Annotated in this window: 26 protein-coding genes, 1 tRNA gene and 2 pseudogenes; 17 read left to right on the top strand and 12 right to left on the bottom strand. The window is 54.4% G+C overall.

What is annotated here, in order from left to right; translation table 11 throughout:
- Positions 1-28: 28 nt before the first annotated feature.
- The 3 genes from AC6I7A_RS04850 to AC6I7A_RS04840 all read right to left on the bottom strand — a co-directional run bounded on the left by AC6I7A_RS04850 (position 29) and on the right by AC6I7A_RS04840 (position 2,818).
- On the bottom strand, positions 29-994 hold the full coding sequence (locus tag AC6I7A_RS04850) for a magnesium and cobalt transport protein CorA (protein ID WP_058956335.1): 966 nt from the start codon (positions 992-994) through the stop codon (positions 29-31).
- Positions 995-1,097: 103 nt separating this feature from the next.
- The gene (locus tag AC6I7A_RS04845) at positions 1,098-2,117 is read right to left on the bottom strand and encodes a DUF481 domain-containing protein (RefSeq protein WP_058956336.1); all 1,020 of its coding nucleotides are present in this window, start codon (positions 2,115-2,117) and stop codon (positions 1,098-1,100) included.
- A gap of 104 nt (positions 2,118-2,221) precedes the next feature.
- Positions 2,222-2,818 carry a DUF1349 domain-containing protein gene (locus AC6I7A_RS04840; RefSeq protein ID WP_058956337.1) on the bottom strand — a complete coding sequence of 199 codons (597 nt, stop codon included), beginning with the start codon at positions 2,816-2,818 and terminating at the stop codon, positions 2,222-2,224.
- A 195-nt stretch (positions 2,819-3,013) separates the two neighbouring features.
- Between AC6I7A_RS04840 and AC6I7A_RS04835 the strand changes: the two genes are divergently transcribed.
- Positions 3,014-3,250 carry a DUF2171 domain-containing protein gene (locus AC6I7A_RS04835; protein WP_003854080.1) on the top strand — a complete coding sequence of 79 codons (237 nt, stop codon included), beginning with the start codon at positions 3,014-3,016 and terminating at the stop codon, positions 3,248-3,250.
- A gap of 133 nt (positions 3,251-3,383) precedes the next feature.
- Here the strand turns inward: AC6I7A_RS04835 and ddpX are convergent, their stop codons facing one another.
- Positions 3,384-3,971 (bottom strand): D-alanyl-D-alanine dipeptidase, encoded by a 588-nt coding sequence (ddpX, locus tag AC6I7A_RS04830; RefSeq protein WP_058956338.1) that lies wholly within the window; start codon positions 3,969-3,971, stop codon positions 3,384-3,386.
- Between ddpX and AC6I7A_RS04825 the strand changes: the two genes are divergently transcribed.
- Complete coding sequence (locus tag AC6I7A_RS04825; protein WP_195910791.1) at positions 3,970-4,122, top strand: hypothetical protein; 153 nt, start codon at positions 3,970-3,972, stop codon at positions 4,120-4,122. The genes ddpX and AC6I7A_RS04825 overlap by 2 nt on opposite strands.
- A 709-nt stretch (positions 4,123-4,831) precedes the next feature.
- On the top strand, positions 4,832-5,065 hold the full coding sequence (locus AC6I7A_RS04820) for a SymE family type I addiction module toxin (protein ID WP_058956340.1): 234 nt from the start codon (positions 4,832-4,834) through the stop codon (positions 5,063-5,065).
- A gap of 52 nt (positions 5,066-5,117) precedes the next feature.
- On the opposite strand, the gene AC6I7A_RS04815 is transcribed toward AC6I7A_RS04820, so the two are convergent.
- Positions 5,118-5,366 (bottom strand): hypothetical protein, encoded by a 249-nt coding sequence (locus AC6I7A_RS04815; RefSeq protein WP_140028199.1) that lies wholly within the window; start codon positions 5,364-5,366, stop codon positions 5,118-5,120.
- 450 nt (positions 5,367-5,816) lie between these two features.
- Here AC6I7A_RS04815 and AC6I7A_RS04810 point away from each other — a divergent pair.
- The 5 genes and pseudogenes from AC6I7A_RS04810 to AC6I7A_RS04790 form a co-directional block, all read left to right on the top strand.
- Positions 5,817-5,969: pseudogene (locus tag AC6I7A_RS04810) on the top strand (tyrosine-type recombinase/integrase); the annotation flags it as partial.
- A 343-nt stretch (positions 5,970-6,312) separates the two neighbouring features.
- A complete protein-coding gene (locus tag AC6I7A_RS04805; protein WP_140028198.1) occupies positions 6,313-7,116 on the top strand; it encodes a DUF3289 family protein in 804 nt (267 codons plus the stop codon).
- Positions 7,109-7,561: a DUF943 family protein gene (locus AC6I7A_RS04800; protein ID WP_058956341.1), complete on the top strand. Its 453-nt coding sequence runs from the start codon at positions 7,109-7,111 to the stop codon at positions 7,559-7,561. The genes AC6I7A_RS04805 and AC6I7A_RS04800 overlap by 8 nt, the downstream gene beginning before the upstream one ends.
- 85 nt (positions 7,562-7,646) lie before the next feature.
- Positions 7,647-8,024: a glycoside hydrolase family 19 protein gene (locus tag AC6I7A_RS04795; protein ID WP_230200809.1), complete on the top strand. Its 378-nt coding sequence runs from the start codon at positions 7,647-7,649 to the stop codon at positions 8,022-8,024.
- Positions 8,025-8,278: 254 nt separating this feature from the next.
- Positions 8,279-8,542, top strand: a pseudogene (locus AC6I7A_RS04790) (tyrosine-type recombinase/integrase); the annotation flags it as partial.
- A 15-nt stretch (positions 8,543-8,557) separates the two neighbouring features.
- Here AC6I7A_RS04790 and AC6I7A_RS04785 read toward each other — a convergent pair.
- Both AC6I7A_RS04785 and AC6I7A_RS04780 read right to left on the bottom strand, forming a co-directional pair.
- Positions 8,558-8,634 (bottom strand) — tRNA-Arg (locus AC6I7A_RS04785).
- Between the two features lie 94 nt (positions 8,635-8,728).
- Positions 8,729-9,232, bottom strand: coding sequence for a DUF1198 family protein (locus tag AC6I7A_RS04780; RefSeq protein WP_058956343.1), 504 nt, complete (start codon positions 9,230-9,232; stop codon positions 8,729-8,731).
- 173 nt (positions 9,233-9,405) lie between these two features.
- Here AC6I7A_RS04780 and folD point away from each other — a divergent pair, with 173 nt between their 5' ends.
- On the top strand, positions 9,406-10,272 hold the full coding sequence (gene folD / locus AC6I7A_RS04775) for a bifunctional methylenetetrahydrofolate dehydrogenase/methenyltetrahydrofolate cyclohydrolase FolD (protein WP_009091578.1): 867 nt from the start codon (positions 9,406-9,408) through the stop codon (positions 10,270-10,272).
- Positions 10,273-10,485: a ribosome-associated protein YbcJ gene (gene ybcJ, locus AC6I7A_RS04770; RefSeq protein WP_009091579.1), complete on the top strand. Its 213-nt coding sequence runs from the start codon at positions 10,273-10,275 to the stop codon at positions 10,483-10,485. It begins immediately after the preceding gene.
- A 201-nt stretch (positions 10,486-10,686) separates the two neighbouring features.
- On the opposite strand, the gene cysS is transcribed toward ybcJ, so the two are convergent.
- Positions 10,687-12,072, bottom strand: a complete 1,386-nt coding sequence (cysS, locus tag AC6I7A_RS04765; protein WP_046101382.1) for a cysteine--tRNA ligase — start codon at positions 12,070-12,072, stop codon at positions 10,687-10,689.
- A gap of 212 nt (positions 12,073-12,284) precedes the next feature.
- Here cysS and ppiB point away from each other — a divergent pair, with 212 nt between their 5' ends.
- The 4 genes from ppiB (at position 12,285) to purK (ending at position 15,193) form a co-directional block, all read left to right on the top strand.
- A complete protein-coding gene (gene ppiB, locus AC6I7A_RS04760) occupies positions 12,285-12,779 on the top strand; it encodes a peptidylprolyl isomerase B (RefSeq protein WP_009091583.1) in 495 nt (164 codons plus the stop codon).
- Positions 12,779-13,495, top strand: coding sequence for a UDP-2,3-diacylglucosamine diphosphatase (gene lpxH / locus AC6I7A_RS04755; RefSeq protein WP_058956344.1), 717 nt, complete (start codon positions 12,779-12,781; stop codon positions 13,493-13,495). The genes ppiB and lpxH overlap by 1 nt, the downstream gene beginning before the upstream one ends.
- A gap of 130 nt (positions 13,496-13,625) precedes the next feature.
- Positions 13,626-14,132 (top strand): 5-(carboxyamino)imidazole ribonucleotide mutase, encoded by a 507-nt coding sequence (gene purE, locus AC6I7A_RS04750; protein WP_009091589.1) that lies wholly within the window; start codon positions 13,626-13,628, stop codon positions 14,130-14,132.
- On the top strand, positions 14,129-15,193 hold the full coding sequence (purK, locus tag AC6I7A_RS04745; protein ID WP_058956345.1) for a 5-(carboxyamino)imidazole ribonucleotide synthase: 1,065 nt from the start codon (positions 14,129-14,131) through the stop codon (positions 15,191-15,193). Before purE ends, purK begins: the two co-directional genes overlap by 4 nt.
- A 77-nt stretch (positions 15,194-15,270) precedes the next feature.
- On the opposite strand, the gene ybbP is transcribed toward purK, so the two are convergent.
- Both ybbP and ybbA read right to left on the bottom strand, forming a co-directional pair.
- Positions 15,271-17,688: a putative ABC transporter permease subunit YbbP gene (gene ybbP / locus AC6I7A_RS04740; RefSeq protein ID WP_058956346.1), complete on the bottom strand. Its 2,418-nt coding sequence runs from the start codon at positions 17,686-17,688 to the stop codon at positions 15,271-15,273.
- Positions 17,685-18,371, bottom strand: coding sequence for a putative ABC transporter ATP-binding protein YbbA (ybbA, locus tag AC6I7A_RS04735; RefSeq protein ID WP_058956347.1), 687 nt, complete (start codon positions 18,369-18,371; stop codon positions 17,685-17,687). Before ybbA ends, ybbP begins: the two co-directional genes overlap by 4 nt.
- On the opposite strand from ybbA, the gene tesA reads away from it, so the two are divergent.
- Positions 18,339-18,965, top strand: a complete 627-nt coding sequence (tesA, locus tag AC6I7A_RS04730; RefSeq protein WP_140028190.1) for a multifunctional acyl-CoA thioesterase I/protease I/lysophospholipase L1 — start codon at positions 18,339-18,341, stop codon at positions 18,963-18,965. The genes ybbA and tesA overlap by 33 nt on opposite strands.
- Before the next feature lie 363 nt (positions 18,966-19,328).
- On the opposite strand, the gene AC6I7A_RS04725 is transcribed toward tesA, so the two are convergent.
- A complete protein-coding gene (locus AC6I7A_RS04725) occupies positions 19,329-19,514 on the bottom strand; it encodes a hypothetical protein (RefSeq protein ID WP_140923293.1) in 186 nt (61 codons plus the stop codon).
- The gene (locus AC6I7A_RS04720) at positions 19,477-20,121 is read right to left on the bottom strand and encodes an Ssp6 family T6SS pore-forming effector (protein WP_058956349.1); all 645 of its coding nucleotides are present in this window, start codon (positions 20,119-20,121) and stop codon (positions 19,477-19,479) included. The genes AC6I7A_RS04725 and AC6I7A_RS04720 overlap by 38 nt, the downstream gene beginning before the upstream one ends.
- 345 nt (positions 20,122-20,466) lie before the next feature.
- Between AC6I7A_RS04720 and AC6I7A_RS04715 the strand changes: the two genes are divergently transcribed.
- Together AC6I7A_RS04715 and AC6I7A_RS04710 are read left to right on the top strand one after the other, a co-directional pair.
- The gene (locus AC6I7A_RS04715; RefSeq protein ID WP_046101375.1) at positions 20,467-21,240 is read left to right on the top strand and encodes an SDR family oxidoreductase; all 774 of its coding nucleotides are present in this window, start codon (positions 20,467-20,469) and stop codon (positions 21,238-21,240) included.
- A gap of 79 nt (positions 21,241-21,319) precedes the next feature.
- The gene (locus tag AC6I7A_RS04710; RefSeq protein WP_058956350.1) at positions 21,320-22,177 is read left to right on the top strand and encodes a co-chaperone YbbN; all 858 of its coding nucleotides are present in this window, start codon (positions 21,320-21,322) and stop codon (positions 22,175-22,177) included.
- Positions 22,178-22,203 lie beyond the last annotated feature (26 nt).

Raw genomic sequence — 22,203 nt, 5'->3', positions numbered from 1 at the left:
GAATTAATTCGTCCGCCTCTGGATTGCCCTACAGCCAGCCGGAGCGACGCAGCCTGGCCCACAATCCGCCGCAGGCCAGCAGCGTCAGACCGACTGCCAGCGGATAGCCATAATGCGACTTCAGCTCCGGCATATGTTCGAAGTTCATGCCATACATGCTGAACACCACGGTCGGGATAACCAGGATGGCGCCCCACCCTGCCAGCTTTTTCACAACCTCATTCTGCTGTACCGTCACCAGCGCCAGATTGACCTGCATGGCACTGGTGAGCATCTCGCGCATATCTTCCGCATCGGTCACCACATGGCGGGCGTGATCCTGCACGTCCCGGATATAGGCGCGCAGCGGGCGCGGGATCAGATCCTCATGCAGGTGAATAAGCTGGTTGCAGATCTCTTCCAGCGGCAGTGCTGCATTGCGCAGCTTCAGCAGCTGCCGCCGCACGGTATAGACCGCCTGTACCGATCGGCGGTCAAATTCGCTGGTGAAGAGATCGTTCTCCATCTGCCCGACGCGTTCGTTCAGCGAGGTGGAGAGTTCGGCATAACGGTCGACAATAAAATCGAGCAGGCAGTAGAGCGGATAACCCGGCCCCAGTTTCAGCAGCGCCGGATTTTCAGCCGCCCGTTCACGCACCGGACTGTAGCTCTCCGAAGCACCGTGACGGATGCTGATCAGGAAATTTTTTCCGACAAAGAAATGGGTTTCGCCCAGTTCACAGCTGTCATCTTTCGCACGCACCGTTTTCACCACGATAAACAGCGACTCGCCATAATGTTCGATCTTGGGCCGCTGGTGCGCATTCAGCGCATCTTCAACGGCCAGTTCGTGGAGTCCGAACTCTTCTTTGATCTTTGCCATAAACGCCGCGTCTGGCTGCCACAGGCCGAGCCAGATAAACGCCTCCGGCTCTTTAATCACGTCGCTGATATCCTCAACGTCTATCTCTTCGCCCGCGCTTCCCGGACGATATACCCTGCTGCTTACGATCATCTTCTGTGTTCCCGTTGTGACAATAGAAGCAGCTTAGCCAATCCCGCGCCCGTAACCGGATAAAAACCGTAAGGATTTGCTGCAACAGTGTGTCGTCAGCGGGTTACCACTTCAGGCCTAATCCGGTGGAGAAGATCCCTTCGTTCAGGGTATCAGGAATGCCGCTGACCAGATTACGATGGTAGCCAACGTGCAGGGTCGACCAGGAGGTCAGGCTATAGCGCAGGCCAACTTCCGCATCCAGCATGAATACGCCGTCGTCATCCAGCGAATGACCGACATCACCGTTGCTGTAGAGCGTGACCGATTTGCCCAGCAGATAGCGCTGATAGTTCCAGCGCAGCGAGCCGCCAAAGTGGCGCTCCTCCCGGTCATCGCTGTAACCATACTCAAAGGCACCACCCAGCAGGGAGAGCGAGAAGCTGCTGAGTTCGGTGTCCCACAGCTGATAGCCGGGACCGGTGCCAATCAGTGCCTGGCGCGACAGATTCTCCACCCAGTCGCGCTTATAGGTGGCGCGTGCCTGCCAGAAGAACTGCTCCCGGAACAGATAGTCAACGGCGTAGCGCAGGCTGTAGTTGTCAGTGTTGACACTCGCGTTTTCCTGCTCGCGATTGTAGGTTGCGCCAATATCATGCCGCCATTTTCCCTGGTTCAGCTTGGTGTTGAGCGCAAAACTGTAGTCGTCCGTTTTGGTAGAGGCTTTTTTAACCTTCATACCGGCGTCGATGTTGCCGGTCCAGGCGAGCTGATCGCTGCGGACTTTGGCTTTCATAAACTCATCGATGCGCCTGACGGAGACCTGCTGCTCCTGCTCGTCGCGTTCCACCCAGACGTAGCCGGGATCAGAGGAGGAGAGTCGCACCTGATAATGTTCACCGGTTTTTTTGTTTTCAACATTCACCGGATTGTCGCTGGCGAGGGTGCTGACCGCATTCCAGTCCAGCGTGACCGTGCCGGCGTAATGCGTCTCTATCGCCAGCTTGCCATCGCTCAGGTAACGAATGGTGCCGGTGAGCCGGTCGCCATTATTCAGCCAGACGGTATCCGCGGCGGCCTGCTGAGCCCATCCGGCGCAGCAGCTGATAACCAGCAGTGTGGTAAACGAGGTGGCACAGCGCATAGCTTTCCCTGAAAAGGCGTCCTCCTGCATGGACGACGCGTCACCACAAATTCTGACCTGACAATTAAGCCGATTCTGCGACGATATGCAATGTGCCGCCCCGGTTATGACAGGTCGTGCAGCTCTTTACTGAGGGGAGGCCCCAGCCTGAAGTCGGAAAAACGGATCGCCAGCCCCTGTCGCTCCGGCGAGCAGCCCATCACGCCGACAAAACGCTGCGCCTGACCGGGCCAGGGACAGAGCCGCAAAAGTGGCCAGGTCAGGCCGTCGGTGGAGTACTGGATTCGCAATGCCGCCTTTTCCAGCGTCGCGCGCATCCAGAACTGACGCGCATCACCGGGGAAAACACCGGTAGACCAGTCAGAAAACTCGCGCGTGACCACGCTGCCGATGGCAGGCTGGTCATCATTAAACTCAATGCCTGCTTTAACCCAGTGCGTTTCACTGTCCTGAATAAACAGACCGGCCTGGTCATAAAGCTGGCTGAAGTCCGCCCTCACCTGCACCTGAACGGTAAAATCATTTTCCACCCAGAAGCCAAACGCATGGCCGCTGTGCCGTTCGAAACCATACCAGGTCCGCTGCCAGAAATCGCTGTTCAGGGCAGTTTCAAACTGCAGCACATCACCCTGTAGAGTGTGTACCGGCGGCTGATTAATCCAGACGCCGCCTTCGGCCGTTATTGAACTGACTGCTCTCATGGTTACTCCTTTCAGTAAGGTAAAACGCCTGCAGGCTGGCCTGCAGCGAGGTCATCGGTCTGATCATCATCGCCATCAGGGCCAGTCAGCTTAACTATTTCATTTTGTTAATCGCCTGGCTAAAACGGCATTTAACAGCCAGGCTTGTTTTGTCTGACGGCAACTGAACTCATTAAATATAAGGATTAAGCCACCATGGTAGATAAATCAGAAATTTTAGATCACGCTCAGGTTGTTGATGTTAACGGTGAACATGTCGGTATCGTCGATCATTTCGAAGGTGACGACAAAATTAAGCTGGCGAAAAGCGACCCGGAAGCGGGCGGCAAACACCACATTATTCCTTTCAGCTGGGTGAAAGAGGTTGACGATAATAAAGTCATCCTTTCTAAAGCCAAAGCTGACGTTGAAAGTGAGTGGCAGTCTGCATAATATCGTCGCCGTGGCTCCTGCCACGGCGTATTTATTTCACGTACCTGTTTCTGCGCCCTGCCCCGCCCGTTCTCTCAATCCCTATAAATTTATTACTGCATAAACTTTTCGCCAGTAATAAAACCTGTATCCTTTACGAAGACAGGCTGATATTTTCCATTCGCGTTGTTGCGTAGCAGCCGAATACCCCTTCGATGAGTGGATAGCGCCCGGCATCGGGCAGTTCAAAATGCCACCATTCAGTTGCAATGCCGGTAAAACCGCCTCCCAGCATGATGGCATTGAGCAGCAGCCGGTTACGCTGCGCCTGCACGGCTACCGCAGGATGATAAGGATGGGAGTGCTCGCTCATCTCATCAAAGCCGGTGCCCATATCCATTATCTCGCCGCGCTCGTCGATCAGCGTCACATCCACCGCCGTGCCCCGGCTGTGATTAGAGCCGAGCGCCAGGGGAACAACATAGTCCGGATTCGGGCACGCCTGCCAGAGGATCGCCTGCGCTTCAGGAGGCCGGTACGCGTCGAGAATGAGCAGCGTATAGCCCGCGACCTCTGCAATATCGATACTTTTCGCCAGCGCTTTCGCCGCATCTACGTGCAGCAGACAGCGCGCGTCGCGGTAGATTGGCTGCCCGGTGAGGTTGTCGGCGGTGGCGTATTTGAGATCGATGGCCAACCGGGGAAAGGCGTCAGCGATGTCTGTCAGATGGTTATTTTCCATGGTGGTGAGTTCCCTGTTTATGCGCTGTGGCGGGCTGGCCATGAACGGTGATGTTGAGGGGTATCATGGCACTGCGGCAGGGGGAAGGAAAGTGTGTGATGAGGCGTGCTGTGGCAGCGTGATTACTCAGTGTGGTGGCTGGCATATTTAAGGCTTCGCAATAGCTTCAGGATTCACCCACTCAATAGTGTCGACTCCGGTGTATGATGGGGATGCATACTGCCGCATTGATGTTCATCATTTCACAAAGGGTATCTCGCAATGAAAATAGGGATATTTATGGCAATCCTTTTCGCTTCCTGGGTTCTTATACCCGAAGGATTCATCAGATCATTGATTGCAGGTCACATTAATGGTGATGGTGAAAATGCTATGGATAGCTTCGAGTTCACAGTGATTCTACTAAAGGCCGTTTTTTCTGTGCTGCTTGCCTTCACTGGTATCTGGTTATATCACAAAGCTAAATGACGCTGTCTGTAAAAAGCGCGTCATCGGCACCCCGCTGAGTTTCAGGCGTAACCATAAAGACAAAAACAGGATAAGTGTAAGTAGCAGCGGCATTTTTGAGAGGGACTAAAGGCAAATAGTACAGATTCACAATATGAATTCCCGCCCAGAGCAGATATTACAGACCTCATAAGAAAGAAGAGATAAGCAAAATGTGAAATGGAAAGAATTCATTTTTCCAGAGAGGCATCGCAACATTATATTTAAGTTTCAGCGCGTTTACCGGGCAGAAGTTGTATATTTAAACAGGGAATAACAGAACGGGAAGCGCGAAAAGAGAGATTTTTGCGCGGCTGAAGCGGGCGGCAACCCGCAGCAGCCGCTGACCATAAGCAACTAAGAAGGAGTTGATCATGGCTGACACGCATCATAAGTCAGAGACACGCACATCCACAACCGCCGCCAGCGAATCGCGGGCGCATTATTACAGAGTGGGATACCGACCCAATAAAGGTCAGCCGAACCCGCTGCCACAGCTCACCATCAAGGGACGCTGGCTGGAAGCGCTGGGCTTTACCACCGGGCAAAAGATCGAGGTAATCACCGGGCCGGGACGGTTAATCATCCAGCTGGCGACTGAAGGGTAACTGGCTGACACATAATGTAAAATCCCGGCAACAAGGCCATGATTTACGTACATCACTCAGGATTTGAAGGCGAGGACGGTTTCTCTTTCGACATGAGACATTGTCCTACGCCAATAATCACCCCACATCCAATTGATATTTCAGCTGCTCTGACTAAGTCATTTCGATAAAAATCAAAATCACCTGATAAAAAATAGGATGCCAGAGATATAAATATTCGACCACCTACAAGAATAATGAAAAGGCCCACTACCCATGAAGAAATCAATAATAATAAGAGTTTAATTTTCTTATTTTGCATGACTCTTTTCTCCAGTTGCTGCTGAACTTTTTCAGCCAGGTTTTGTTCGGAACTTTCAGGATATTCAGAACCAGCAGATTCAGCTACTGCTCCTTTAATTTAGGTATAGAAAGTCTGGTAAGCCTGCCCGCTGATGTCCCCAGCCGTTGGCTTTTTACCCGGATTCGCCTTCCGCCTCTGCCGTCTTCATCTGCCCCGGCGTGACATCCTTCATCTGTTCGTTTGCGGCCTTCGTCGCGGCTATCTGCCCCTCTGTCCGTAGGATATCCGCCGCCCGGTTACTGATTTTATCTATCAGCTGCGTCTCACGCAGCCGGTTCTACTCACGCTCCTTGTCAAATAGCGGCGACAGCGTCTGGTTCGCGTGCTCTGCGGCTCAGCTCGCCCCCATTCACCCGCCACCTTCGTCACCGAGCTGTCGCTGCTCATAACCGCCCAATCCAGTTGCGAGTGAAAGACTTCCGCATTCATGCCCTAAGACACACCTAAGCGAACTGCTTAATCCAGTCTGGCGTTCCGCTGTCCGCGCTGCAGGAAATAGGCGGATGGGAAAGCATCGAAATAGTACGTCGATATGCTCATCTGGCACCTAACCATCTGACTTAACATGCGCGCAAAGCTGACTCACTTTTGGAGGAAAACAACACAAATATGACATAAGGAGAAAATCAGGTAGGGTGGAATATGGCGTAAGCCACTGAAATTGATGCAGGATTATAACTTTCGAGCCAGTTATCTGTTGCATATGTGATTTTTTCATTTAAATTTGTGATCTGCCTCCAAATATGACTCTTTAGAAAATGACTACTCTCACGGCTAAAGTTCATCACTGCATGATCGTGTGGGCGTCGATGACTCTGAACAATGTTGAGAAGATTCTTAACCTACTTTACAAACAGAAAATGTATAATACTCAAACATTTGAATAAAAGGGATTGATTTTTAAATGAAAGGAATCGACAAAAAACTGATCATCTTCACTACAAAAAAAAGATTCAATGACAGAAATGCCGATGACATGCAAAGTGGCGATATGGATGTTGATTTACTAAAAAAGCATTATCATCTCGGGCAAGTATCAACTTTCATCGATTGGGCTACTTTTGGTCCCTCCTATCAGCATCCTGCTACTCACTCTATACAGCCGGTTAATAGAGAAAAAGCTATTGCGATATTATATGATGAGCTACGATCTCAGTCCTATGCTTTTTCTTTCCGAGGACCATACCAAGGCTTGATTATAAATCTTTTCAATCACATGGAACGTAGTAATGGAAATGATTTTCAACATCCTTTTATGAACAATGCCTACAGAAATCTCATATTGAGTGACAACTCTATCGATAGCACATTATCCATAATTAAAAGCACTATCGAGCAATTTGATTTTAATAAGTCACAATTGACGAAAGAGCATTTTTCAAATGTGTTGTCTAAAAGTCGCCTACCTAAATACACAAGATGGAAAGATTTCGTCAATGGAATGGGCATTACTGTTCACGATATAAACAGCACAGAAATCTCTATAGAAAGCCTGACCTTTCAGGGCAATAAATATAGTGCGACTGTCAAATACAGAGCACAAGATCATTTTGGCTTAGATAAAGAAGATATCTTAAAAGTTAAATTTAACTCTATTGCTTTCTTTAGAATATGGTTCGTTCTACAGAGAGCAAAGCATTTTTCTCAGAAGCCATTTTTCACAAATTTCGAGGCTACTATAACATTGACAGGAGAAAACAATGTTTAAATACAAAAGGATTAGCGTAGTTGTGATTTTTTTAATAACAGCATACTGCGTATGGATTGCTACAAAGCCAGCCAAAATAGTCAGAGTTAATAATGGTGCAGTTTTTGTCGAACATCTACCAATGACTACTGAAGGAAAACTAAACTGGTGGTTGAAAAATAAAGATTCACTTCAGAAAAAATATCATATTATCAGCACTCCCGATAATTACACAGTTATCGTCATGAATTTCGGCGGTTATGAACAATTACCAAAAGGAACCAGAGATGGTTCAATTGATGACTATACCTGCTTTGATGATAGTAATGGCGAGAATAAGAAATGTGTTTATAACAGCATAGCAATTATTGTTAGAGGAAGCCTTAATAGTAAAAGTTATATTAATATAGATGAGCATACATACACCTTAACGCCAGATGGCAAATTAAAAGCTGAAGAGAAATAATAAAGATAAAACAGGCATAATTTTCCTCTTTTTCAGCTTTTATCGTCACAGGATTAAACTTAGTTTTCATCAACCTTTTCATGCGTTGAAACAGACAGTTTCCCTGCACTCATTGAAAGAGCCAGATACAAGAACAGGCCGCAATGTCGGCAACAACTTTCCGGGAGACGGACCTGAATATATTGGCCGTAGGATGCTGCATCTTACGGGCAGAGAAAATTATGACCGCTACGGCAAAATTCTACATAAGGATTTGGTCAATCATCCAGATTCCGTTGCCGTTTATCCGGACATTGCAGTCAGAACAGCGTGCGAGTTCTGGGTCTCACGGTTCGTTAATCCACGTGCGGATAAAGACGATTTGAAAGCCGTTACACTGCTTGTTAATGGTGGCCTGAATGGCTTTACTCAAAGGCATCTGGCGTTGGATCGTATTAAAAAGGAAATGGGGATTGCTCAATGAAAAACATTAAAGCTGCTGTCATTCTATCGGGATAACGGTGACAGAATCTCTATTGATAAAAAAGTTACCCCGCTGGCAAAGATTAAGAATCCGCAAGGCGGCACCCGAAAATTAGACGCTCTTGAAATTTGGGGATATATCTATAAAGGTAAATACCGTATGCGCTTTATGTATTATTCGGACGTGGATTGTACGCTGATGGGTGAAGAAATACTGGAGTATGCGAACCTGTAAGATTCACATCACCCCAGAATATCGGTCTGAAAGCGGCAGGGATTGAAGACTTCCATTTGCATGACCTGAGGCACACCTGGGCGAACTGATTAATCCAGTCTGGCGTTCCGCTGTGAGCGCTGCAGGAAATGGGAGGCTGGGAAAGCATCGAAATGGTACAGCGATACGCTTACCTTGCACCTAACCACTTAACGGAGCATGCACAGCAAATTGATGCGATTTTTGGCAGTCGTGTCCCACATCTGTCCCATGTGGAAAATCAGGTAGTCGGAGGAAAAGGATAAGTCATTGAATTTATTTGGCACGCCCTACAGGATTCGAACCTGTGACCTACGGCTTAGAAGGCCGGTGCTCTATCCAGCTGAGCTAAGGGCGCATGGAGATGGCACGGATTATACGTCGGGAAGCGGGTACGTCAACGTTTTTGCCGCTTCCCGGCAGCGAAGTGCTGCTGTAATAACCAATTCACGTCAGTGACGCTTGCGCCATTCGCTGAGCGACACGAGTTTACTGCTGCCGGTGAATTCTCCTTCCAGCTCAATCCCTTGTGAAGTGAAATGCGCATTGTATTGCTCACGAAGTGCGTGCAGCTCCCGGCTATCTGGCTCCAGCTGTCGCAGAAAGCCCAGCGCGAGCAGCAGCTGCTGGCGGCTGATAAGCGGTGGAAAACCGGCATGCCTGAGAATCGCATGCCAGCGCTGGCTGTTCTCTTCGCTGCCGTCAACAATCAATACCTGCCAGATCAGCAGCACCGCAGCACCATTATGCAGATGCGTTTCATTGTCGCTGCTGAGATAGTCGGTAAACTCTTTCGCCGCCTCTTTGCCCATCATAGCGATCATTGATTCCACCTGTACCGGAGGCAGACGCAGCCGTTTGCTGAGCCGCTGGGCGGCGTGGCGTGAGCCAGCGGTGAGCAGCTGAAATCCAGCGACAAATACCACCGCCAGCGTAGCAAGCATTATCCAAATCATGACTTCGTCCCCGGGTTGTCCTGCCGATATCATACGCATGCAGGCGGGCTCTCGTCGCGACGAAAAAGCTGGAAGGCGCATACACGGCTGAAACTGTGACTGACAGCAGCCCGCGCTTCTGACAAAATAGCCATCTTCCCCGATTCAACACAACACAGTGGATTTCCTCTCTGATGGCAGCAAAAATTATTGACGGTAAAACGATTGCGCAGCAGGTGCGCGTTGAGGTTGCGGAAAAAGTGAAGCAGCGCCTGGCGGCCGGAAAACGCGCCCCGGGCCTGGCTGTCGTGCTGGTGGGTGAAAACCCAGCCTCACAAATCTATGTGGCCAGCAAACGCCGTGCCTGTGAAGAGGTCGGATTCCACTCGCGCTCTTACGATCTGCCCGCCACCACCCGCGAAGATGAGCTGCTGGCGCTGATCGACACGCTCAATCAGGATGACGACATCGATGGCATCCTGGTTCAGCTGCCGCTGCCAGCGGGTATCGATAACGTTAAGGTGCTGGAGCGCATCACGCCTGATAAAGATGTCGATGGATTCCACCCTTACAACGTGGGTCGCCTGTGTCAGCGTGCGCCCACACTGCGTCCCTGCACGCCGCGCGGTATCATCACGCTGCTGGAGCGCTACAACATCGACACCTACGGCCTGAATGCCGTGGTGGTCGGCGCATCCAACATCGTCGGTCGCCCGATGAGCATGGAACTGCTGCTGGCGGGCTGCACCACAACCGTCACCCACCGTTTTACTAAAGATCTGCGTCACCACATTGAACACGCCGATCTGCTGGTGGTCGCGGTGGGCAAACCCAACTTTATTCCGGGTGACTGGATTAAACCCGGCGCGATTGTCATCGACGTGGGGATCAACCGTCTTGAGAGCGGCAAAGTGGTGGGCGACGTTGATTTTGAGAGCGCATCAGCACGCGCCTCCTACATCACGCCAGTGCCGGGCGGTGTGGGACCGATGACCGTCGCAACACTGATACAAAACACGCTGCAGGCGTGTGAAGAGTTTCACGATAAAGAGGTAGATTAAATGGCAACGTTTTCACTGGGAAAATTCCCGCATGTCGATCTGTGTGACCTGCTGAAGCTGGAAGGCTGGGTTCAGAGCGGCGCACAGGCGAAAGTCGTGATTGCCGAGGGTGAAGTCAGGGTCGATGGGGCGGTGGAAACCCGTAAGCGCTGCAAAATCGTGGCCGGTCAGACCGTTGAGTTTGCGGGTTACCGCATTACTGTGGTCGCGTAACCTTCAGGCGTCCCTGCGGGGACGCTGTTACAGCAACGCCTCTCCCCTGACCCTCGTCTCCCCTTCCCGCTGTTCCCATGCAATATGATTCACTGCCGTATGCGGCGCAATCAGCCTCAGGTTACGGACTGAACGGAAGCCACGGATCTCTATCTGCTCAATCGTCATAATAAAAAAGGGCGATTGCTCGCCCTCTCCGGTTTATTTTCGACGCCAGCTGGAACCCTGAGGCCCGTCTTCGACAATCACGCCCAGCGCGTTCAGTTTGTCGCGGGCGATATCCGCTTCCGCCCAGGCTTTGGCCGCGCGCGCATCGGCTCGGGCTTTCACCCAATGCTCAATCTCGGCAACCTCTTCATCATTCACCTGCGCGCCACTTTGCAGGAACAGCTCCGGGTCCTGCTGCAGAATGCCCAGCACTTTGGCCAGCTCACGCAGCTTCGACGCCAGCCCATGCGCTGAGGCGCCCTCTTCGCTTTTCAGGCGGTTCACTTCACGCGCCATATCAAACAGCACCGAGTAGGCTTCCGGGGTATTGAAGTCATCATCCATTGCACTGCGGAAACGCGCTTCAAACGCTTCACCGCCGCTGGCTGGCACGCTGCTGTCGGTGTGGCGCAGCGCCGTATAGAGACGCTCCAGCGCCGCACGCGCCTGATTGAGGTTATCTTCACCGTAGTTGAGCTGGCTGCGGTAGTGACCGGACATCAGGAAGTAACGCACCGTCTCCGCGTCATAGTGCTGCAGCACATCACGTACGGTGAAGAAGTTGCCGAGTGACTTAGACATCTTCTCACGGTCAACCATCACCATGCCGGAGTGCATCCAGTAGTTAACGTACGGACCGTCATGTGCACAGCCCGACTGGGCGATTTCATTTTCATGGTGCGGGAACATCAAATCGGAGCCGCCGCCGTGAATATCGAAATGGCTGCCCAGCTGTTTGCAGTTCATGGCCGAGCACTCGATGTGCCAGCCAGGACGACCGTTGCCCCACGGTGATGACCAGGCCGGTTCATCCGCTTTAGACATCTTCCACAGCACGAAATCCATCGGGTTACGCTTCACGTCAGCGACTTCAACCCGTGCGCCTGCCTGCAGCTGTTCCAGATCCTGGCGCGACAGTGCGCCGTAGTCAGGATCGCTCAGCACATCAAACATCACGTCGCCGTTATCCGCCACATAGGCGTGACCACGGGCGATCAGCGTCTCCACCAGCGCAATGATTTCCGGGATGTGGCGGGTCGCACGCGGCTCCTGATCCGGCGGCAGAATCCCCAGCGCGGCGAAGTCATTGTGCATCTCGCCAATCATGCGGTTGGTCAGGGTTTCGATGCTCTCGCCGTTTTCATTGGCGCGTTTGATGATTTTGTCATCAATATCCGTAATGTTGCGCACATAATTAAGCTGATAACCCAGATAGCGCAGATAGCGCGCCACCACGTCAAACGCCACGAACGTCCGCCCATGACCAATGTGACAGAGGTCATACACCGTGATGCCGCAAACATACATGCCGATTTTCCCGGCATGAATGGGTTTGAATTCCTCTTTCTGTCGACTCAGGGTGTTATAAATCTTAAGCATTGAACGGTTCCGTTTTCGCGTGTGGTTGACACTTTTAAGTATCCAGACATTGTGCCGTATTTTTATCGCTCGCGCGACGCAAAGCAAGCCAACTGCGCCGTGCTGCTGACGCGTCATTGGAAATTATGATATAAGAACGGTCGACAAAAAGGGGGACGCCATCCGACAGAGCGACCCCGGCTACTGATCACAACCTTTACAGGACGACAAAAATGGTAACTTTCCAGACGAACCATGGCGATATCGTAATCAAAACCTTCGATGATAAAGCGCCAGCAACCGTACAGAACTTCCTGGATTACTGCCGTGAAGGTTTTTACGACAACACCATTTTTCACCGCGTAATCAACGGCTTTATGATTCAGGGCGGCGGCTTTGAGCCGGGCATGAAACAGAAAGCGACCAAAGACGAAATCAAAAACGAAGCGAACAACGGCCTGAAAAACACCAAAGGCACGCTGGCTATGGCTCGCACCTCTGCGCCGCACTCCGCGACGGCACAGTTTTTCATCAACGTGGCTGACAACGACTTCCTGAACTTCCGTGACGAAAGCGTTCAGGGCTGGGGCTACTGCGTATTCGCTGAAGTGGTTGAAGGCATGGATGTAGTCGAGAAGATCAAAGCGGTCTCTACCGGTCGCAGCGGCATGCATCAGGATGTACCGAAAGATGACGTCGTTATCCAGAAAGTGACCGTCAGCGAGTAATGTCGCGCACCCTGTTTATCGCAGATCTCCATCTGTGTCAGGAAGAACCGGCGATTACCGCCGGTTTTCTGCATTTTTTACAGCGCGAAGCGCCCCACTGCGACGCGCTCTATATTCTCGGCGATCTGTTTGAGGCCTGGATTGGCGACGACGATCCCAATCCTCTGCATCAGCAGGTGGCCAGCGCCCTGCGCGCCCTGCCGGTTCCGGTTTACTTTATTCACGGCAATCGCGACTTCCTGGTGGGCCGACGCTTCGCGCGCGCCAGCGGGATGACGCTGCTGCCCGAAGAACAGGTGCTGACGCTGTATGGCCATCGCCTGCTGATCATGCACGGCGATACGCTCTGTACCGATGACGCCGGTTATCTGCGCTTTCGCGCCAAAGTGCACAATCCGTGGATTCAGCGGCTGTTTCTGGCCCTGCCGTTATGGGTCCGCAAACGCATTGCTGCCCGGATGCGCGCCGACAGTAAACAGGCTAATCAGCACAAATCACAGAGCATCATGGATGTGAATCAGGGTGCGGTGGTCACGACGATGCAGCGCCATCAGGTGCCGCTGCTGATCCACGGGCACACCCATCGTCCGGCGATTCATACGCTGACCCTGCAGAGCGAGACGGCGCAACGCGCGGTACTCGGCGCCTGGCACAGCCGCGGCTCCATGATCCAGCTTGACGCTGCTGGCATTCAGCTTATCGATTTCAACTTTTAACCAGCGGGTAAATCCCCGACATCAGCCCGACGCAACCGTTTTCCTTGCGCCCTTCTCATGCTATTCTCTGTGCCCTTCAAAACCTGTCCGCCCGGCCAGGTCTGTTTGTTCATTCACAGGAGTTGACCGCATGTCATCCAACGCCCCGGCCCGCATCGCCATTGTCATGGGTTCCAGAAGTGACTGGGCCACCATGCAGTTCGCCGCTGAGATCCTTACCAGCCTGGACGTCCCATTTCATGTCGAAGTGGTCTCTGCGCATCGCACCCCGGATAAACTGTTCAGCTTCGCCGAATCGGCAGCCGAAAACGGTTTTCAGGTGATCATTGCCGGCGCAGGTGGCGCGGCACATCTGCCGGGTATGCTGGCGGCGAAAACCCTGGTGCCGGTACTGGGTGTACCGGTGCAGAGCGCGGCACTGAGCGGCGTGGATAGCCTCTACTCGATTGTTCAGATGCCGCGCGGTATTCCGGTCGGTACGCTGGCAATTGGCAAAGCGGGCGCAGCCAATGCCGCCCTGCTGGCAGCGCAGATTCTGGCCCTGCATGACGGCGCACTGGCGTCACGTCTCGATCACTGGCGGCAGAGCCAGACTGATGAGGTGCTGAACCATCCCGATCCGCGGGTGGATGCATGAAGCCGGTCTGCGTTCTGGGCAACGGCCAGTTAGGCCGTATGCTGCGTCAGGCCGGTGAACCGCTGGGCATTGCGGTCTATCCGGTGGGTCTGGACGCCGATCCTGCCGCGCTTCCTATCGCCGACAGCGTGATCACCGCCGAAATCGAGCGCTGGCCGGAAACGGCGCTGACGCGGGAACTGGCCCGTCATCCCGCCTTTGTGAATCGCGATATTTTTCCACGTCTGGCCGACCGCCTGACGCAGAAACAGCTGCTGGATGAGCTGGGGCTCGCCACCGCGCCGTGGCAGTTGCTGGCGGATAAAAGCGAATGGCCGGCGGTGTTTAACTCGCTGGGCGAACTGGCCATTGTAAAACGCCGCACCGGGGGTTACGACGGGCGCGGTCAGTGGCGTCTGCGCGCCGGTGAGACGCACACCCTGCCGGAGGAGTGCTACGGTGATTGCATCGTTGAGCAGGGCATTAACTTTTCCGGTGAAGTCTCCCTGGTAGGCGCACGCGGCCACGATGGCAACGTTGTGTTCTATCCGCTGACGCATAACCTGCATCAGGACGGCATACTGCGCACCAGCGTAGCGCTGCCGCAGGCAGATCAGGCGCAGCAACAGCAGGCCGAGGCGATGCTGAGTGCGATCATGCAGGCGCTGAATTACGTGGGCGTGATGGCGATGGAGTGTTTTGTTACGCCTGCCGGACTGCTGATCAACGAGCTGGCTCCGCGTGTGCACAACAGCGGCCACTGGACGCAGAACGGCGCGTCAGTCAGCCAGTTTGAGCTGCATCTGCGTGCCATTCTTGGCCTGCCCCTGCCGCAGCCGGTGGTGTTTGCCCCGTCGGTGATGGTCAATCTGATCGGCACTGCGGTGAACCTCAGCTGGCTGCAGCAGCCGCTGGTGCATCTGCACTGGTATGACAAAGAGGTACGTCCGGGCCGTAAGGTGGGTCATCTCAATCTGACCGACAGCGATGCAGAACGGCTTAAGGCCGCGCTGGATGCGCTGGTACCGCAGTTACCGGAAGAGTACGCCAGCGGCATCGCCTGGGCCGTTGAAAAACTGTAGTTCCCCGTTACCCGCTTGCGGATGCGGTCCGGATGAAGCTTAAAGGCGGCCTGGTGCCGCCTTTAAGCCATTATCCCTTACGCCGCATCAAACTTCCTGAACAGCGCCTTTCCTTTCAGTAACCGGATCCCCAGCCAGCCGCCACACAGCGATAACAGCAGGGCACCGCACAACGGCAACGCCAGCCACAGTGTCCAGTCCGGCTGCCACGGGAAGTCGAAAATCTTACGCTGCAATCCCCACAGCGCCGCCTCCGCGCCTATGGCCGCCGCCACACCTGAAACCACCCCCAGCAGTGCAAACTCACACCACAGCGTGATGCGCAGCAGTCGCCTGCCGGCACCCAGCGTGCGATAGACCACCAGCTCCTGACGCCGCTGGCGCATACCGACCTGAATCTGCGCCAGCAGCAGCAGGATGCCGCAGGCGGTGACCAGCACCACCATAATCTCCAGCGCCTGACTGACCTGCGTCAGCACCTGACCGACCTGCCGCATGATGCCACCGATATCCAGCAGGCTCAGCGTCGGAAAGGCCCGGTTAAGCGCGGCCAGCAGAGCGGGATCGGACGCCATGCGGAAGCTGGTGAGCCAGGTCTGAGGCTGGCTGTCGAGCGCCCCAGGTGGAAAGATAAAAAAGAAGTTTGGCTTCAGGCTCTCCCAGTCCACTTTGCGCAGACTGCTGATGCGGGCACTGAAGGTCTGCGTATCGCCTTCAAATGTCAGGGTATCACCCAGCTTCAGGCCCAGCCTGTCCGCCAGTTCCACTTCCATCGATACTTCACCCGCGCCAGGCGGCCAGCTGCCGGCCACCAGCGGATTGTGATCCGGGCGCTCCGCCAGGGCCGTCAGGTTAAGTTCACGGTTGAGAGCGTTATCCCGTTCGGGGTCGGCAGGTTTGCCATTAAGTCCGGTGAGCCGCACCCGTGCAATCGGATAAAAGGTTTCGGGCCTGATCTGGTGCGACTGCAGAAAATCGCGCACCTGCGGCACCTGATCGGCCGTCATATTCAGCAGGAAGAAGTTCGGGCTGTCCGCCGGTAGCTGCTGCTGCCAGCGATCCAGCAGATCGCCGCGCATCACCAGCAGCAGTGCCAGCAGCATAAACGAGAACGAAAAAGCCGCGAGCTGGCTCAGCGTCATGCCGGGCTGGCGCAACAACCGGTTGATAGCCAGCCGTAACGCCAGATTGCGCACCACCAGCCGGCGCAGCAGCAGCAGGGTTCCCCAGCCGAGCAGGGCCAGCAGTGCCGCCAGCACCACCACACCTGCCAGCAGCGCCCAGAGCATTTTACTGCCGCCGACCAGCAGAGCGAGCAGCGCAACGACCACGCCGCCCATCAGCGGAATATAGATTTTCAGCGGCCAGAGGCTGGCGACCGCATCACGCCGCAGAACGCGGAGTGGCTGCGTCGCCAGCAGCAGCCGGTAGGGGCGCAGGCCGACCAGCAGCGAAATCACAAACAGCGATCCCACCGCCCAGATCCACGGCCAGAGGCTGGCGGCGGGTAAGCTGGCGGGCAGGACCGGTTTCAGCATCGCCATCAGCATCGCTTCCACGCCCTGCCCCACCAGGCCACCGGCTATCGCCGCCAGCAGCAGCACAGCCAGCCACTGACCGATAATCAGGCGCTGCAATGCACCCTGCGTAGCGCCCAGGGTTTTCAGCACCGCCACCAGATCGTAGCGGCTGCGACAGTAGTGACTCATGGCGACCGCCACGGCGGCTATCGCCAGCATCAGCGTCAGCAGCGCCGAGAGCAGCAGAAACTGCTGCGCCCGCTGCATGGATCGCCCCAGCGCATCTTCGGAATTGTCGACGCTGATCCAGCGCTGGTCCGTTTTCAGCTGTGGTTCAATCCAGCGGTCATAGCGGGCCAGCGCTTCAGGATTACCCAGAAACTTATAGCGCCAGGTCAGGCGACTGCCGGGCTGAATTGCACCGGTTTTTGCGGCATCGGCCAGGTTAATCAGCAGACGCGGCGCCATTTCAAAGGGGTTGAAGCCACCATCCGGCTCCTGGATCAGCTCCCCGGTTATCCGCAGCCGGGTGTCCCCCACGTCCAGCATATCGCCCACTTTCAGATTCAGCAGCGCCATCAGGCGCGGCGCGGCCAGGGCGGTGCCCGCCTGCGGTTTCAGCCCTGGCGGGGCTGTCTGCAACGTGCCAGCCATCGGATAGCGATCGTCTACCGCTTTCACGGCGGCGAGCTGAGGCGACTCACCGGCAAAGGTCATCGTCATAAAGGTCAGCTGACGGCTGACCGTCAGACCGCTCTGCTGCGCTTTCTCCAGCCAGGCTTCCGGTGCCGCATCTGTGCTGCGCAGCGTGCGGTCACCCGCCATAAAATCACGGCTCTGCTGATTCAGCCCTTTTTCCATCCGATCGCTGATCGATCCCAGTGCCAGCACGCAGGCTACCGCCAGCGTCAGGGCCAGCCAGACAATCAGCAGCGAGGGCGACCGCCACTCGCGCCAGAACCAGCGCCAGATCATTGCTCCTCCCACAATTTACCGTCACGCAGCCGGAGACGACGGTCGCAGCGCGCCGCCAGTTGCTCATCATGTGTCACCAGAATCAGGGTGGTGGCAAAGTCACGGTTAAGGGAAAAAAGCAGATCGGCGATGCGATCGCCGGTTTTGCGGTCAAGATTGCCGGTCGGCTCATCGGCAAACAGCAGACCCGGCCGCCCACTGAAGGCGCGTGCCAGCGCGACCCGCTGCTGTTCGCCGCCGGAAAGCTGAGCCGGCAGATGGTGCAGACGTTCCCCCAGCCCCAGCAGCGTCAGAAGTTCACGCGCCTGTTCACGGCTCTGACGGTCACTGTCGCCACGCAGCAGCGAGGGCAGCTGCACGTTCTCCAGCGCATTGAGGGTTGGCACCAGCATAAACGACTGAAAAACAAAGCCGACCTGCCGGGCGCGCAGGGCCGCTCGCTGCTCTTCGTTCATCTGGTGCAGCTCCTGCCCCAGCAGATGGACTTCGCCGCTGCTGCCATCATCCAGCCCGGCCAGAATGCCCAGCAGCGTTGACTTACCGGAACCTGACTCGCCTATCAGCGCAATGGTCTCGGCTGGTTTGACAACCAGCTCAACTCCGGTAAGGATGGTCAACTGATGCTCTCCCTGACCGACGGACTTAGTAAGATGATGAACTTCAACAATGTTTTCCGCTGGCATTATCCCTTCCTGTTATTGGTTCTTCTGCTGGTATCGCGGTTTGCAGCTGCCGATACCCTGATGGTGCTGGGCGACAGCCTGAGTGCAGGCTATCGTATGTCCGCCACGGCCGCCTGGCCCAGCCTGCTTAACAAGCAGTGGCAGCAGCAGCCTGAAGTCATCAACGCCAGTATCAGCGGTGATACCTCCGCTCAGGGGCTGGCGCGTCTGCCCGCGCTATTAAAACAGCATCAGCCGCAATGGGTGTTAATCGAATTGGGCGGTAACGATGGACTGCGTGGTTTCCCGCCCGCGACCATTACGCAGACGCTGAGTAAGGTGATCGAAGATGTCAAAGCCGCCAATGCGAAACCGCTGCTGATGCAGATTCGCCTGCCGGCCAACTATGGTCGCCGCTACACCGAGGCGTTCAGCGGCATCTACCCGGGATTAGCGCAGCAACACAATATTCCGCTGGTGCCCTTCTTCATGGAGCAGGTCTATCTGAAACCTGAATGGATGCAGCAGGACGGCATCCACCCCAATCCCGATGCCCAGCCTTTTATCGCCCGGTTCATGGCGAAAGAGCTGGCCCCTTTAGTTAAGCAGCCGTAGCGCGATCGGATAGGCAAAAAGGGTAAAGAAATGCAAAAAATGCCTGATAATTAATAATATTTAAAACTTATATCGGTTCAGTTAACAATCGCGACAGTGTGTGGGCCGTTCCTGGCTGAACCTGACTTATTCCCGATTGCGCTGGTTCAAGCCAACATGAGCAAATTAATATATTTAAGCCACTCAAAAGAGTGGCTTTTGTCAGCCTGGGGTCAGAGATGACACCAGGGTTCAACGTCTGCGTTTAACCTGCTGCCTGCAGGCAGGAATCAAGACCGATCTGTATGCCTTAGATTTTAAAAACAGGCTTTAACGGCTTTCTATTTTGTATTGCCTGCCATTGGGAAAAAGAACGATTCAAATTCAGGTCTGCCTGATTTTCGCTGCTCCATATGAAATCACATAGCCTGCTATCAGTGCCCCAATACAGCCGACGATTTTCATCCATGTGTTTTCAAACCAGTAAAAAGAACCCATTGCAAAAATCACGGCTAAAAAAGTAATGGTTCCTTCAATTGCGTGAGAAATTAATGATTTTACAAATTTCATTCTGTATTCCTTTGCAATTGATTGGATGTCCCTCAATGAATACAAGGTAAGGCTCTAATTGTCGTTCAACAAGGAAATAAACCCAATCCAGATTATCTTTTGATACCCTACCGTACGTAACGGGATACCGGGTTCTCATCCTTTCAGATGCCCTTGCTGACTCTTCAATTATTCCCTGGAGCATGACTACGTTTAAGGAGACTGAAGCACTGAATCGGATGAAATGCCTGTACGCCTCGTCAATAGCCAATCGACGCAACATTATACTCGCCGTTGTCTGAGCCAGTGTAATCTGCCCGGCTGTTCTTCCTGCAACACTTCCGGCGCCGTAACCCAGTTTATTGTTAACAGCCTCTTTGCCTTCATCATTAAGCTTCTGATAAAACGCGGTGAAAACAAGCGTAATCAGTCTGCGCAAAGGTGACTCAGCATTACCCAGGCTTTTGAGCATACGGAAAAAACGCTCCGTCTCAGCCTGGTTTCGTTGTCGGATGCTTTCCCCCGCGAGTCCGCTCCCCTCCCAGCTTCTGACCAGCCCCATGTAAGCCGTATGAGGTATAGAGGAGAGCCCATCGACAATACCGGCTGCAGCCTGCTTAATGTCCATATTCCATCCATCCCTGCCGCTCTGAAACTGGATAAAGAATAATCAAAACTCACAAGTGCTTTCAAACGAATTTATTAAAGGGCCTGCATTTCTTCCTGCACCGCACCAGCGCTATCATTTCGTCAGATGATGCTAACAGGAACAATAACTTCACCATGACACTACTTTATGCCCGCTATGGGTCTGAACATCATGAAGATGCTATTGTAGAAACACATTTTTATGGCGGAATCCTGATATACCAGGGGGAGACGTGAAATGCTGACTCTTTACAATCAGGTATATATGCAAAAGAAATAACAGCTTAATTCAGAAGAAACATAAAACCCGAAGGAGTATGCATTTGTGCAAAAAACCATCCTGATTACAGGTTGTTCCAGTGGCATCGGCCTGGTCGCCGCACAGGATCTGCTGGCACGCGGCTATCGGGTGATCGCCGCCTGTCGCAAAGCAGACGATGTCGCGCGCATGAGTTCGCTGGGCTTTACCGGACTTCAGCTGGATCTTGACGATCCGCAGAGCGTGGATCAGGCCGCAGACACGGTCATTGCACTCTGCGACAACCGTCTGTACGCGCTGTTTAACAACGCTGGCTTTGGCCTCTATGGCCCGCTTCGGACGCTGACCCGCCAGCAGCTGGAACAGCAGTTTTCCAGCAACTTTTTCGGTGTCCATCAGCTGACGCTGCGGCTGTTACCCGCGCTGCAGGCCAGCGGCGACGGACGCATTGTTAACACCAGTTCGGTGCTGGGACTGATCTCGACCCCCGGCCGCGGGGCGTATGCCGCCAGTAAATATGCACTGGAAGCCTGGAGCGATGCGCTGCGGCTGGAAGTACGCAGCAGCGGCATCCGGGTCAGCCTGATTGAGCCCGGCCCGATCCAGACCCGCTTTACCGACAACGTGACGCAGGGCGAACAGCACAATCCGGTGCGCAATCCCGGCATCGCGGCCCGTTTTACCCTGCCACCGGAAGCCATTCTGCCGAAACTTCGTCACGCACTCGAGAGTCAGCATCCCCGTTTACGCTATCCGGTGACCCTGGTCGCACACGTGATGAGCCTGCTGAAACGGTTGCTGCCTGGCTGGATGCTGGATCGCATTTTGCGCAGCCATTAATCAGCCGCAGGCATTAGCGCTTGAAGCCGGGCCCGTTGGCCCCATATTCTTAGAACACTTTTTGCAAAGAGACTTCTCCATGTCACCACATGCTTCGATCATCGACATCAACGAATCTAACCTGCAGCAGACCCTTGAGCAGTCGATGCAGCTGCCGGTGCTGTTCTACTTCTGGTCTGAGCGCAGCCAGCACTGCCTGGAACTGACGCCGCTGCTGGAGCGGCTGGCGCAGGAGTATGCGGGTCAGTTTATTCTCGCCCGACTGGATTGCGACAGAGAGCAGCGCGTGGCGGCGCAGTTTGGTCTGCGCTCTATCCCGACCGTCTACCTGTTCCAGGATGGTCAGCCGGTCGACGGCTTCCAGGGTCCGCAGCCGGAAGAGGCGATCCGCGCCCTGCTGGAAAAAGTCCTGCCGCGCGAAGAAGAGCTGAAAGCCCAGCAGGCGATGGCGCTGATGCAGGAAGGGAAACCGCTGGAAGCACTGCCGCTACTGAAAGAGGCGTGGCAGTTAAGCAAACAGTCCAGCGAAATCGGCTTCCTGCTGGCGGACGTACTGATTACGCTGAACCGCAGCGATGAAGCGGAAGCGGTGCTGAAAGTGGTGCCGTTGCAGGATCAGGATACCCGTTATCAGAGCCTGATGGCGCAGATCGATCTGCTGAAACAGGCGGCGGACACGCCGGAGATCCAGCAGCTGCAATCCCAGCTGGAAGCGGAGCCGGCTAACGCCGGGCTGGCTGCTAAACTTGCGTTACAGCTGCATCAGGTGGGCCGGAATGAAGAGGCGCTGGAACTGCTGTTCAGCTTCCTGAAATCCGATCTGAATGCGGCGGATGGCCAGGCGCGTAAAATGCTGCAGGAGATTCTGGCTGCGCTGGGCACCGGCGATGCACTTGCCGCGCGCTACCGTCGTCAGCTCTACTCCCTGCTTTACTGACCGGCAGACCCCGGGCCGAAGCGACT

The sequence above is a fragment of the Type-F symbiont of Plautia stali genome (assembly GCF_059731105.1).
The sequence above is the reverse complement of the archived record's forward strand: the minus strand, read 5'-3'. Positions and strand labels throughout refer to the sequence as shown.